Origin of the sequence: Streptomyces sp. NPDC048623 (genome assembly GCF_040650755.1) — a bacterium.
Lineage (GTDB): Bacteria > Actinomycetota > Actinomycetes > Streptomycetales > Streptomycetaceae > Streptomyces.
The window spans coordinates 181,306-194,307 of record NZ_JBEZHV010000007.1; the positions used below are offsets into that span (position 1 = coordinate 181,306).

13 protein-coding genes are annotated in these 13,002 nt (G+C 70.7%); 12 read left to right on the forward strand and 1 reads right to left on the reverse strand.

All coding sequences use genetic code 11. The features are described from left to right. The 12 genes from AB0C73_RS13150 (at nucleotide 1) to AB0C73_RS13205 (ending at nucleotide 11,169) form a co-directional block, all read left to right on the forward strand. Entirely contained in the window at nucleotides 1-831 is an 831-nt protein-coding gene (locus AB0C73_RS13150; RefSeq protein ID WP_362528391.1) for an ABC transporter ATP-binding protein, read from the forward strand. Then, nucleotides 828-1,712 (forward strand): ABC transporter permease, encoded by an 885-nt coding sequence (locus tag AB0C73_RS13155; protein ID WP_362528393.1) that lies wholly within the window; start codon nucleotides 828-830, stop codon nucleotides 1,710-1,712. The genes AB0C73_RS13150 and AB0C73_RS13155 overlap by 4 nt, the downstream gene beginning before the upstream one ends. A gap of 62 nt (nucleotides 1,713-1,774) precedes the next feature. Then, complete coding sequence (locus AB0C73_RS13160) at nucleotides 1,775-3,112, forward strand: LLM class flavin-dependent oxidoreductase (protein WP_362528395.1); 1,338 nt, start codon at nucleotides 1,775-1,777, stop codon at nucleotides 3,110-3,112. A gap of 15 nt (nucleotides 3,113-3,127) precedes the next feature. Further along, on the forward strand, nucleotides 3,128-4,075 hold the full coding sequence (locus AB0C73_RS13165) for a TauD/TfdA family dioxygenase (RefSeq protein WP_362528397.1): 948 nt from the start codon (nucleotides 3,128-3,130) through the stop codon (nucleotides 4,073-4,075). A 164-nt stretch (nucleotides 4,076-4,239) separates the two neighbouring features. After that, nucleotides 4,240-4,698: an Rrf2 family transcriptional regulator gene (locus AB0C73_RS13170; RefSeq protein WP_362528400.1), complete on the forward strand. Its 459-nt coding sequence runs from the start codon at nucleotides 4,240-4,242 to the stop codon at nucleotides 4,696-4,698. A 283-nt stretch (nucleotides 4,699-4,981) separates the two neighbouring features. After that, the gene (locus AB0C73_RS13175; RefSeq protein WP_362528402.1) at nucleotides 4,982-6,187 is read left to right on the forward strand and encodes an acyl-CoA dehydrogenase; all 1,206 of its coding nucleotides are present in this window, start codon (nucleotides 4,982-4,984) and stop codon (nucleotides 6,185-6,187) included. Between the two features lie 104 nt (nucleotides 6,188-6,291). Continuing rightward, the gene (locus AB0C73_RS13180; RefSeq protein ID WP_362528403.1) at nucleotides 6,292-6,444 is read left to right on the forward strand and encodes a putative leader peptide; all 153 of its coding nucleotides are present in this window, start codon (nucleotides 6,292-6,294) and stop codon (nucleotides 6,442-6,444) included. 231 nt (nucleotides 6,445-6,675) lie between these two features. Further along, nucleotides 6,676-7,782, forward strand: coding sequence for an aliphatic sulfonate ABC transporter substrate-binding protein (locus tag AB0C73_RS13185; protein WP_362528406.1), 1,107 nt, complete (start codon nucleotides 6,676-6,678; stop codon nucleotides 7,780-7,782). A gap of 42 nt (nucleotides 7,783-7,824) precedes the next feature. After that, the gene (locus AB0C73_RS13190; protein ID WP_362528408.1) at nucleotides 7,825-8,640 is read left to right on the forward strand and encodes an ABC transporter ATP-binding protein; all 816 of its coding nucleotides are present in this window, start codon (nucleotides 7,825-7,827) and stop codon (nucleotides 8,638-8,640) included. Next, the gene (locus tag AB0C73_RS13195; RefSeq protein ID WP_362528410.1) at nucleotides 8,627-9,514 is read left to right on the forward strand and encodes an ABC transporter permease subunit; all 888 of its coding nucleotides are present in this window, start codon (nucleotides 8,627-8,629) and stop codon (nucleotides 9,512-9,514) included. Before AB0C73_RS13190 ends, AB0C73_RS13195 begins: the two co-directional genes overlap by 14 nt. 73 nt (nucleotides 9,515-9,587) lie before the next feature. Next, complete coding sequence (locus AB0C73_RS13200) at nucleotides 9,588-10,442, forward strand: DUF1684 domain-containing protein (RefSeq protein WP_362528413.1); 855 nt, start codon at nucleotides 9,588-9,590, stop codon at nucleotides 10,440-10,442. 178 nt (nucleotides 10,443-10,620) lie between these two features. After that, nucleotides 10,621-11,169 (forward strand): rhodanese-like domain-containing protein, encoded by a 549-nt coding sequence (locus AB0C73_RS13205; protein WP_362528416.1) that lies wholly within the window; start codon nucleotides 10,621-10,623, stop codon nucleotides 11,167-11,169. Between the two features lie 571 nt (nucleotides 11,170-11,740). Here AB0C73_RS13205 and AB0C73_RS13210 read toward each other — a convergent pair. Beyond that, entirely contained in the window at nucleotides 11,741-12,940 is a 1,200-nt protein-coding gene (locus AB0C73_RS13210) for a hypothetical protein (RefSeq protein WP_362528419.1), read from the reverse strand. Nucleotides 12,941-13,002: the final 62 nt, after the last annotated feature.

A 13,002-nucleotide genomic window follows, 5' to 3' on the forward strand; every position in this document is an offset into this window, starting at 1 on the left:
GTGACCGCCGCACACACAGCGAAGATAGTGGTCGACAGGGTGCGCAAGGAGTTCCCCGTCAAAGGCAAGGACGGCGCACGCTCGGTCGTCACCGCGCTCGACGGCGTCGATCTGACCGTCGGCGCCGGTGAGTTCCTCGTCGTGGTGGGGCCCAGCGGCTGCGGCAAGTCGTCCCTGCTCGACCTCCTCGGCGGCCTGTCCCGGCCCACCGCGGGCCGCATCCTCCTCGACGGCTCCCCCGTGACCGGGCCGGGCCTCGACCGGGGCATCGTGTTCCAGCAGTACGCGCTGCTGCCCTGGCGCACCGCCCAGGGCAACGTCGAGTTCGGGCTTGAGGCCATCGGCATCCCCCGGCGCGAACGGGCGGCCCGGGCCCGGGAGTTCCTGGATCTGGTCGGCCTGAGCGGCTTCGAGGGCCGCCATCCGCACGAGCTGTCGGGCGGGATGCGGCAGCGGGTCGCCATCGCGCGCAGCCTGGCGTACGACCCGGACGTGCTGCTGATGGACGAGCCGTTCGCGGCACTGGACGCCCAGACCCGGGAGTCGCTCCAGGACGAACTGCGGCGCATCTGGCAGGCCACCGGGAAGACGGTCGTCTTCATCACGCACGGCATCGACGAGGCCGTCCACCTGGGGCAGCGGGTGGCCGTGATGACCTCCCGGCCCGGCCGGATCAAGGAGGTCGTGCCGATCGACCTGCCCGCCCCGGCGGACGGCGACGACCCGCGCTCCACCCCCGAGTTCGCCCGCTACCGGCACCACATCTGGTCCCTGCTCCGTGACGAGGTGTCCAGGGCCCAGCAGGAGGAAAGGGAAGGAGTCGCCGCATGAGCACCGTGACCACCGAGGCCGGTACCGGCCTCGCCACCCGCCCCGAGACATCCCCGAAGGCCGTCGTCCCTGCCCCGGCACGCCCGAGGCGGTTGCGGTGGGCAGGGCGACGGCTGGCGTACGGGCTCGTCCGGGCCGGCACCAGGTCGGCGGCCGTCGTCGCGCTGCTCCTGCTGTGGGAGACCGCGCCCCGGCTCGGCCTCGTCGACCGCACGTTCCTTCCCCCGTTCAGCGAGGTCGCCCAGGCGTGGTGGCAGCTCGCCGCCGACGGGCAGCTCGCCGACAACGCGCGGGCCAGCCTCACCCGCTCGCTCAGCGGTTTCGGGATCGCGGTGGCGTTCGCCGTACCCCTCGGTCTGCTGATCGGCTGGTACCGGCCGGTGGCGGATCTGCTCGGGCCGCTGCTCGAAGTCTTCCGTAACACCGCCGCCCTCGCGCTGCTGCCGGTGTTCGTGCTGCTGCTCGGCATCGGTGAGACGTCCAAGATCTCGATCGTCGTGTACGCCTGCGCCTGGCCGGTCCTGCTCAGCACCATCAGCGCCGTACGGACCGTGGACCCGACCCTGCTCCGGCTGGCCCGGTCGCTCGACCTCCCCGCGATACGCCTGTTCCAGAAGGTCATCCTGCCGGCGTCGGTGCCGGCGGTGTTCACCGGCGTCCGGCTGGCGGGAGCCGTGTCGATCCTGGTCCTGGTGGCCGCCGAGATGATCGGTGCCAAGGCGGGGCTCGGCTATCTGATCAACGCCTCGCAGTACAACTTCGCCATCCCGCAGATGTACGCCGGGATCATCACGATCTCCGCGATCGGCGTGGTCTTCAACCAGCTCCTCGTCGCTCTGGAGCGGCGGCTCAGCTCCTGGCGGGTCCCCGCGAACGGCTGAACCGCGCCTCGCCGCCGCCCCGTTCCCCTCCCCGTACCCGCTCATCCACCTAGGACATCGCCATGGCCACATCACCGCCCCACCGTCATCTGCACCTGAACGCCTTCCTGATGAACGCCGGCCACCACGACGCCGCCTGGCGGCACCCTCGTACCACGCCGGAGCGCGTCACCGATCTGACGTACTTCCAGGAGCTGGCCCGGACCGCCGAGCGCGGGCTGCTCGACTCGGTGTTCCTCGCCGACGGGCTCGCCCTGTGGGGCAACGCCCGCTACAACGCGCTGGGCGGCTTCGAGCCGCTCACCCTCCTGTCGGCGCTGGCCACCGCCACGCGCCACATCGGGCTCATCGCCACCGTCTCCACCACCTACAACGAACCGTTCACGACGGCCCGCGCGTTCGCCTCCCTCGACCACCTCAGCGGCGGCCGGGCCGGATGGAACATCGTGACCTCGGGAACCGTCGACGAGGCCCGTAACTTCGGCCGCGACGAACACCTGGAGCACCGCCTGCGCTACGAGCGGGCCCGGGAGTTCGTCGATGTCGCCGTCAAACTGTGGGACAGCTGGGCCGACGACGCCATCGTCCTCGACCGCGCGAACGGCATCTACGCCGACACCGAAAAGGTCCGGCCCATCGACCACCGGGGAACGCACTTCCGGGTGCGGGGCCCCCTGAACGTGCCCCGCTCCCCGCAGGGGCACCCGCTGCTGGTGCAGGCGGGCTCGTCGGAGGACGGCAAGGAGTTCGCGGCGCGGTACGCGGAGGCGGTGTTCACCGCACAGCAGACCCTGTCCGACGCCCAGGCGTTCTACAAGGACCTCAAGAGCAGGGTGGTCCGCCAGGGACGCGCGGAGGACGACCTGAAGATCCTGCCCGGCATCTGCCCCGTCATCGGCTCGACGGAGGCGGAGGCCCGTGCCCTGGAGCAGGAGCTCACCGACCTCCAGGTGCCCGAGTACGGCCTGGCGCAGCTCTCCGGGATGCTCGGAACCGACCTGACCGGCCTGCCGCTGGACGGCCCGCTGCCCGAACTGCCGGCCGAGCACGCCATCAACGGCAACAAGAGCCGCTTCACGCTCGTCGCCGAACTCGCCCGGCGGGACGGGCTCACCCTGCGCGAGCTGATCGCCCGGCTCGGCGGCGGACGCGGCCACCGGGTCGTCGCCGGCACCGCCGAGCAGATCGCCGACCAGCTCCAGGAGTGGTTCACCCAGGGCGCGGCGGACGGCTTCAACATCATGCCGCCGTACCTGCCCGGCGGGCTCGACCACTTCGTCGACCAGGTCGTCCCCATCCTCCAGACCCGTGGCCTGTTCCGCACGGAGTACACCGGCCGCACCCTGCGCGAACACTACGGGCTGCCGCGGCCGGCCGCCTCCCTGTCCCTCACCTCCTGAAAGGACCAGCCCCGCATGACCACCACACCCGCCACACCCACCGCATCCACCGCACCCGCCGCACCCACCACGTCGACCGGTTTCGGCATCCGGAGGATCGGCGGCCGCATCGGGGCCGAGATCCACGGCCTGGACCTGGCGGGAGACCTCACTCCGGATACCGTCACGGCGCTCAACGGCGCCCTGCTGGAGCACAAGGCCCTTGTCTTCCGCGACCAGAACCTCGACGACGACGGGCAGCTCCGCTTCGCCTCCCTCTTCGGCGAGCTGACGAACGCCCACCCCACCGTGCCGGCCGTCGACGGACGGCCGCAGATCCTGCCGGTGGACGGCGACGAGGGCATCCGCGCCAACCACTGGCACACGGACGTCACCTTCGTCCGCACCCCGCCCAAGGCGTCCACCCTGCGGGCCCTGGTCGTCCCGCCGTACGGCGGCAACACCCTGATCGCCAACGCGGCCGCGGCCTATCGGGACCTGCCGGAGCCGCTGCGCGAGCTCGCCGACCGCCTGTGGGCGGTGCACACCAACGCGTACGACTACGCCGAGCCGAAGAACGAGAAGGCCGCCGAACATCGCAAGCAGTTCGTCTCACGCCGCTACCGCACCGCCCACCCCGTGGTGCGCGTCCACCCCGAGAGCGGTGAACGGGGCCTGTTCATCGGCGGGTTCGCGCAGAGCCTGGTCGGGTTCGGCCCGGCGGAGTCGCGGGTCCTGCTCGGACTCCTCCAGTCGTACGTCACCCGGCCCGAGAACCTGGTCCGGATCTCCTGGAACGCCGGGGACCTGGTCCTGTTCGACAACCGCATCACCCAGCACTACGCCCCGGACGACTACGGCGACCTGCCGCGGCTGCTGCACCGCGTCACCGTCGCCGGGGACGCTCCCACCGGGGTCGACGGCGCGCACAGCTACGTCGTCGAGGGCGACGATGCCGCCCACTACACGCCCGTGGCGGCCTGACCGGCCCCGCCCACGGCAGCCGACGGCCCCGGCCCGCGACCCGGACCGGGGCCCGGACCGGGGCCCGGACCGGGCCCCGGTCCGGGGCCCGCTGCCTGAGCGGGCAGGTCCCACCCCGCCCGACCCGCAGTGATCGGCGACGGGTCGTGCGGGATAATGCCCTCATGCGGATCTCAGCCAAGGCGGACTACGCGGTACGGGCCGCCCTCCTCCTCGCCGGCGCCCCCGAGGGCGGCCCTCTGAAGGCGGAGGCCATCGCCGAGGCGCAGGAGATCCCGCACAAGTTCCTCGAAGGCATCCTCAACGACATGCGCCGCGGCGGACTGGTGGTCAGCCAGCGCGGCGCCAGCGGCGGCTACCGTCTGGCGAGGGCCGCGGAGGACATCTCCGTCGCCGATGTGGTGCGGGCGGTCGAGGGTCCCCTGGTCTCCGTGCGCGGTGTGCGCCCGCCGGAGCTCTCGTACAACGGCCCCGCGGAGGCGCTGCTCCCTCTGTGGGTGGCCCTGCGCGCGAACGTCCGCCAGATCCTGGAAGGCGTCTCGCTGGCGGACATCTCATCGGGCGAACTCCCGGACATCGTGCACTCCCTGGCACAGGATCCGGCCGCCTGGACCAATCCCTGACACGGCGCGCGAGGCTCCGCCTCCCGCCATCGTCTCTGTACACGAGACGAGGCCGTCCACCGTTCGGTCACCCTCTTGCCAGGCATGCACCTCCCGCCCAGTATCCCTATCAACTCGATGGGAATACTAGGAATGTGATCACGGGTGCGGCGCGAAGAGCGCCGCGTTGCCCTCAACACACCTTGGGAGTACCGCACATGACCACCACCGCCCACCACCATGACACCGCCGCGCACCCGGCCCCCGGGCCGCGCTCCCGCCCTTCGGCCTGCCGGTGAGCACCATGCCGACGACACCGACCACGGCCTTCTCCGCGTCCACCCACGACTGGCGGCGCGCACTCCTGCGTACCGCCCGCGACGTGGCGGACGACCTCGCCACGGACGCGATCGTCCGCGACCAGGCGGGCAGGCCGCCCGCCGACGAGACGGCCCGGCTGCGCGAGGCCGGCCTGCTCGCGGCTCTCACCCCGCCCCTGCCGGGCGGCGGGGCGGACTGGCGCACCGGGTGCGCCGTCATACGGGAGGTCGCCACGGCGGACAGCTCCCTCGGCGAAGTCCTCGCCCGCCACTACACGCATGCCTGGAGCAGCCGCTTCTACGCAGGGCACCACAGTGCGTCCGACCTCGAAGAGGAGGCGGTACGCGAGCAGTGGCTGTGGGCCGGGACCGTCCGCGCCCCGGGCTCGGCACACGACGACACGGGCGGACCGGACCTCACCCTGACGCCGCTCGACACGGGCTACGTACTGAACGGGCGCCGCCCCGTGGACACCGCGGTGACCGTCGCCGACCAGTTCGTGCTGGACGCCACGTGCGTCGTGACGGGCGACGTGCTCGTCGTACGGATACCGGCCGACAGCCCGGGCGTGATCGCCGAACCGGCCCGCGACCGCCTCGGCCAGCGCGTCGCCGACGCGGGCGCGGTCGTCATGGACGACGTCGTCGTCAGCTCCCGGCAGGTGCTGGGGAATCGGCCGCAGGACGAGGAGTCGACCGCGCCGTTCACCGCACTCGCCGAGCCCGCGCTCCGCCTCGCCCTGTGCCACGTCGGCCTGGGCATCGCCGAGGGCGCCCTCATCGAAGCCCGCGACCTCGGCAGGAACACCCGCATCCCCCGACCGGCGGGCGACGACCTCGACCTGCTCCTCACGTACGGCGAACTCGCCTCCGCCGCGCAGACGGCCGCCGCCGTGGTCGAGAGGGCGACGGACGCGATGGGGCTGGCCCTGAGCGCCGGAACGGAGCTCGATCCCGAGGAACCGGCGGCCGTGGACGTCCTTGTCGCCACGGCCGAGGCCGTCACGACCAGGGCGGCCCTTCACATCACGACCCGCGTCCTGGAGCTGGGGGACGCTCTCGGCCTGGACCGCTTCTGGCGCAATGCCCGCACCCTGACAGCCCACCACCCGGCCACCCACCGCCTGCGCGCCATCGGTGACCACTACCTGAACGGCCGCCGCCAGGCCATGGCACGAGCGGACGCCTGACCTGACCCGAGCTGCCCCGAGCTGACCTGCGACGTCTCGGATCACGAAACGGGATCGTCCACAATGCGAAATCCCTCTTGGGGCCGAAACTCGCCTCTGCCACTATGCCTATCAGCCAGGTGGGAAAACTAGAGATTCTGGAGGTGGCAGTAGCTGTGCGCACGCTGAAGCAGGCAGACGGCTCGCTCCCCCGTCTCACCTCCCGCCGGCACGTCGACCTCGGCCGCACGTCCAGCGCCATCTGTCTGCCTCTCTGAGGCCGTTCAGCGGATCCGTCTTCCCGCCCCGCAGAACTCCGTCACCGCCACCGCCTCCGCCACCGCCGTCCTCATCCCGGCCGAGCACGCGCCGACCGCGTGAGGCGGGCCCGGCAATGCTCACGGCGCTCCGGGCGCCCGCCCCGAGGGCATCGCGTCGCGTACCTCTGCACCGCCGCGCCGTCGCACCGCCGCACCTCCCTGAAACCCATTCCGTGAAAGGACACCTTCGTGTCTGCCGCCAGACCACTCACCGCCCTGCGCACCATCGCCGCCATAGCGGCGCTCCCCCTCCTGCTCACCGCCTGCGGCTACGGCTCCCAGGCGGCCGAGGACGACGAGCAGCCCAAGGTCGCGGCCGACGCCAAGAAGCTCTCCGCCGGTGAGGTGAGGATCGGCTACTTCCCGAACCTCACCCACGCCACCGCTCTCGTGGGTGTCCAGGAGGGCCTGCTCCAGAAGGAACTCGGCGGCACCGCGATCAAGCCCTCCACCTTCAACGCCGGCCCGTCCGAGATCGAGGCGCTCAACGCCGGCTCGATCGACATCGGCTTCATCGGCCCCTCCCCCGCCATCAACGGCTACACCAAGTCCAAGGGCAGCAACCTGCGGATCGTCTCCGGTTCCGCCTCGGGCGGCGTGAAGCTCGTGGTCAACCCGGAGAAGATCAAGACGCTGGACGACGTCAAGGGCAAGCGGATCGCGACCCCGCAGCTCGGCAACACCCAGGACGTCGCGTTCCTGCACTGGGTCTCCGAGAAGGGCTGGAAGGTCGACTCGCAGTCCGGCAAGGGCGACGTCTCGGTGCTGCGTACGGACAACAAGGTGACCCCGGACGCCTACAAGTCCGGCTCCATCGACGGCGCCTGGGTGCCGGAGCCGACCGCGTCCAAGCTGGTCAGCGAGGGCGCGAAGGTGCTGCTCGACGAGTCCGACCTGTGGCCGGACAAGAAGTTCGTGATCACGAACATCATCGTGCGGCAGGCGTTCCTCAAGGAGCACCCGGATGTCGTCGAAGCCGTGCTGCGCGGCACGGTGAAGACCAACGCCTGGATCACCGCGAACCCGGACAAGGCCAAGGAGTCGGTGAACGCGGCGCTGAAGAAGGAGACCGGCAAGCCGCTCTCGGCCAAGGTCATCGACGCGGCCTGGCCGTCCATCACCATCACCGACGACCCGCTCGCCGCCACCCTCCAGGCTCAGGCGGACCACGCGGTGGACGCCGGCCTGCTGAAGAAGCCCGAGCTGGCGGGCATCTACGACCTCACGCTGCTGAACAAGGTACTCAAGGCCGCGGGCAAGCCGGAGGTCGCCGACGCCGGTCTCGGCGCGAAGTAGGCCCGAGCCCGTAGCAGCCCGAACTCCCAGGAGGTGACGACCATGGCCACGACCACCCCGCTCGCCAAGGCCGAGGGCGAGGGCGAGGGCGAGGACGAGAGCCGTACGGCGGTGACGCACGCCGCCCGGATCGAGCACGTCTCGAAGTCCTTCGGCGGCCCCGCCGGCGGACAGCTCGTCCTCGACGACATCTCGCTCGATGTCGCGCCCGGCGAGTTCGCCACCCTCCTGGGGGCCTCGGGCTGCGGCAAGTCCACCCTGCTCAACCTGGTCGCGGGGCTGGACTCGCCGACCGCCGGTTCGATCACGACGGCCGGCCGGCCCGCCCTGATGTTCCAGGAGCACGCACTGTTCCCGTGGCTCACCGCGGGCAAGAACATCGAGCTCGCGCTCAAGCTGCGCGGGGTGCCGAAGGCCGAGCGCCGCCCGGAGGCCGAGCGCCTGCTCGAACTCGTCCGGCTCGGCGGCTCGTACGGCAAGCGGGTGCACGAACTGTCCGGCGGCATGCGCCAACGCGTCGCCCTGGCCCGGGCGCTTGCCCAGGACTCCCAACTCCTCCTGATGGACGAGCCGTTCGCCGCGCTCGACGCCATCACCCGGGACGTGCTGCACGACGAACTGTCCCGGATCTGGCGCGAGACCCGGCTCTCCGTCCTCTTCGTCACCCACAACGTGCGCGAGGCGGTACGGCTCGCCGAGCGCGTGGTGCTGCTGTCGTCCCGGCCCGGCCGGATCGCCCGGGAGTGGACCATCGACATCCCGCAGCCGCGCCGCATCGAAGACGCCGCCGTGGCGGAGTTGTCCGTCGAGATCACCGAAGAACTGCGTGGGGAGATCCGCCGCCATGGCCAGCACTGAGACGAAGACCGTCCGGGCCGACGATCTGGCCGGCCTGGAGGCTGGCCTCGACGCGCTCGACGCGGTGCAGGTGAGTCGTACGCCCGTCCGCGAGGTCCTCCTGAAGAAGGTCCTGCCGCCGGTCCTCGCCATCGTGCTCGTGGTGGCGGTGTGGCAGCTACTCGTGACCCTGAAGGTCGCCGACGAGGGCAAGCTGCCCGCGCCGTCCGCTGTCTGGGACAGCCTGGCCACGATGTGGATGGAGGGGACACTCCTCGGCATCCTCTGGACCAGCGTCTCCCGGGCCCTGCTCGGCTTCCTGCTGGCCCTCGCGATCGGTACGCCGCTCGGTCTGCTCGTCGCCCGGGTGGGCGTAGTGCGCACCGCGATCGGACCGATCCTGTCCGGTCTGCAGTCCCTGCCTTCGGTCGCCTGGGTGGCCCCGGCGGTACTGTGGCTCGGCCTCAACGACTCCATGATGTTCGCGGTGATCCTGCTCGGCGCGGTCCCCTCCATCGCCAACGGCCTGGTGGCCGGCGTCGACCAGGTACCCCCGCTCTTCCTGCGTGCGGGCAAGACCCTCGGCGCGACCGGCCTCAAGGGCGCCTGGCACATCGTCATGCCAGCCGCATTGCCCGGCTACCTCGCGGGCCTGAAGCAGGGCTGGGCGTTCTCCTGGCGCTCCCTGATGGCGGCCGAGATCATCGCCTCCTCCCCCGACCTGGGTCTGGGCCTGGGCCAGCTCCTGGAGAACGGGCGCAACAACTTCGACATGCCCGGCATCTTCCTGGCCATCATCCTGATCCTGCTCGTCGGCGTCGCGATCGACCTGCTGATCTTCAGCCCCGTGGAGCGCGCGGTGCTGCGCCGCCGCGGCCTCCTGGTGAAGGGCTGAACCTTCCCTCAGGTACGACGCCGCCATAGCCACCGACAACGACCTCATGCCCGTGTGCACCAGGAGGAGACGTATGAGCGTCCATGACATCCCCGACGCCCGCACCAGCACCGCTGACGTTCCCGATCCGGAGGTCTTCGCCGCGGAGTGGCAGGAGTGGCACCGGGACAAGGACGCCCGGCTCGCCTCGGAGCACGGCTTCCTCGCGGTCACCGGTCTGCACTGGCTGACCGCCGAGCCTCAGAGCTTCGCCGGCGTGCCGGGGACCTGGTCGACCGGACCCGAAGGCGTCGTCGTGGAGCTCGCCGAGGGGACGGAGTTCGTCGTCGACGGCGAGGCGGTGCGCACGCGGCACCTCTTCGGCGTCATTCCGGAGCGCGGCGGAATCGACGCCGTGTGGGGCGACACCGTGATCGAGGTCGCCAAGCGCGGCGGCCACGACGTGGTCCGGCCGCGGCACCCCGACCACCCGCTGCGGGTCGCGTTCACGGGCACTCCCGCGTACGCGCCCGATCCGCGCTGGGTGGTCACGGGCCGCTACGAAGCCTTCGACGAGCCGCGGCCGACCACGGTCGGCGCCTTCGTCGAGGGTCTTCGGCACGTGTACGACGCACCCGGCCGCGTCGTCTTCCACCTGGACGGACAGGAGTTGAGCCTGACCGCGTTCAACGGAAACGCACCCGGGACCCTCACGGTGCTGTTCACCGACGCGACCTCGGGCGTCATCACGTACGCGGCCAACCGGCAGCTCGCGGTGGCCGCGCCCGGGCCCGACGGCACCGTGGTGCTCGACTTCAACCGCGCCACCAACCTGCCCTGTGCCTATACCGACTTCGCGACGTGCCCGCTGCCGCCGGCCGAGAACCGGCTGCCCGTCGCGATCGAGGCCGGCGAGCAGATCCCCCGCGAGCGCGGCCCGGTCTCCTGACGGGGGCCCGCGGGCGGCGCCGGCTCGGGTTGTTGCCACGGCATGGCGGCGTCATGGCAGCCCCGTGACAATACCGTCCGCCTCCCGGCGGAACCGCTCGGCGACGCCTAGCATCCGGTGACGGCTCCGTGCTGGTGGTGCGGGGCCGTCCCCCATCTCTGCCAAGGGCAGGTTCCACATGAGTATTTCCAGCATCCTCAGTGTCGATGAGGCAGAACCGCGGCTGGCCGCGCTGAACGTGGTCGACGTCCGTACCCCCGGCGAGTTCGCCTCCGGCCACGTGCCGGGCGCCGTCAACGTTCCCCTGGAGCGCGTCGAGGGCAGCCTGGCGGAGCTGCGGGACGCCGCCGAGAGCGGACCACTGCTCCTGGTGTGCGCCTCCGGCGCCCGCTCCGAGAAGGGCGTCACAGTCCTCGCCTCCCACGGGATCGCGGCGGCCAGCCTCACCGGTGGTACCCGAGCCTGGGCCGCCGCCGGTCACCGGCTTGAGCACCCGCCCGGTCCCGTACGCGCCGTCTGGGGGATGGAGCGACAGGTCCGCTTCACCGCCGGCGTCCTGGTGCTGCTCGGCCTGGCCCTCGGTCTGCTCGTGCATCCGGCGTTCCAGCTGCTGTCGGCGGGGATCGCCGGGGGCCTGGTGTTCTCGGCGCTCACCGACACCTGCGGCATGGCGGTGGCCCTCGGCCGGCTTCCCTTCAACCGGCGCGGCGCGGCACCTCACGGGTGACTCGCGCCGCCGCTTCCACCACGGTGAGCGCGAGCGCGGCCGTCAGCTGGCCCGTACCCGTGCCGGACAGGTCGGTCCGGCGGAGCATCTCGACACACGTCCGACTCGGCTTCGACAGATGTGAGGGAGAGGTCAGCCGACAGCTCGGCGGCCGGTCTCCCCGCCCCTCCGGGGGCCTGTCGACCGCCCGACTGCGCGCTTCGCAGGCGGCCACCGAACCATGCATGACGACCAGTCAGAAACGACGCCGTTCATGCGTCACACGTGCGTCACGTGCCTCGAGACATCGCACCTCACGCACGTGACGCCCATCACGCACACTCGGAGAAACGGCAGGTCAGCGGCCCTTGTCGGCAGGCTCAAGGATCGCCACGCACTCCACGTGGTGCGTCATCGGAAAGTCATCACCCGAACCCGAGACCCTCATAACCGCAGGTCACCGCGCTTCTACGCCCGCTCCGAGCACCCTTTCTTCGGCCCGGAGCGTCAAACGAGCATCATGGCAAGCAGGGGACACTCCTCACCGAACCTCAACGTCTTCCATAAGCAGACCGCCCACTCCTCTTGGTCACTATGTCATCTGCCGTGCCTGCCGTTCCTCACTCTCCCTGCCGTGCCCCCCCACTTCGCGGCCGACACATCGAGCGCAGGACGCCGCCGCGGGAGAAGCCGGCGCTCCTACCTCCAGCTCGGGGGAACCGACGTTGGTGGGCGAGCCGCCGACAATAAGTTCCCTGGCTCGATGCAAGGCCTCGCGGAGGGGTGCACACACCAAGGCAATGCTGGCGAGCCCAGCAGCACCCAAGAGATCGGGGACGATACCCCCTTCCGGGAAGAGGAATGCCCCGACAACGAGGCCCACAGCCACCGCCATCCTTCCCAAACCCGCGAGTAGGCGGGCCCTAAGCGGCTCAGCCGTTGCCCCCGCCACCTCCACCTCTGGCGCTTCCGCCAGGAGTACGCCCTCAATGATCACCAGGCTGTCGTGCTGGTGACGTGGGCGGCAACTCTGGCGTAGAGCGCCCGCAGCGAGCAAGGCCATGTCTCGGACTGCTCTGTCGCGGTCTGCTCCCTGAGAGAAGAGGTAGCGCTGGCTTGCACTGGAAAGTGCCGCAGTCAGGCGTTCTGTGGTGACCCTCGCCCGTTCACGGGCCTCCGGCGGCATCGTGCGAGTTGTGTGGCGCGCCTGCGCACTCAGAGAGTTGCAGAGCCGACTGAGGCCCCTGCCGTACACCTCAAGTGCCGAGTCCTGCGCACGGCGGCTGGCCGGGAAGAGGACCAACTCCAAGAAGCGGACTGAATCCACCGTAGCGACCCCAGCCGCGTCCGAAACAACCGCAGCCCTGTAGTCAGCCGCCATGAGCGTAAGCGAGATGGCAGTGAAGCCAGCAACGACCCCGGGCATCCAAGGCGCGACCGCGCCCCCGGCCCACGCTGCCCACCAGAACGGAACCACCGTAACCACGACGGGAACCACCTGCAGAAGAGCTGAGACGCACCGCCCGGCGACGATGCGGTGCCACCGGTCAACGAGGTCGCACCTGTTTGGCCAGGCTTCCGCCGGTACATCGAGGCGCTCCAGTTCAGCGAGCAGCGCATCGACGCGCCTTTCGGCAGCGTTGCGACGAACACGCCTCACCCCAGGTAGGCGATACACTCCGCCACCCAGTACACGGGTGCGGCTCTGCCACAGCGTGGCGATCCACACGGCCTCGAAGAAAGTCCACCAGCCCCAGAGAAACGAGATGTTCCCGAATTCCGTGTGCGTCATGACCAGCAGGGTGACAGCTGCACTGACAGTGATGCCGCTTGACCTTCGATGGGCGCGACTCA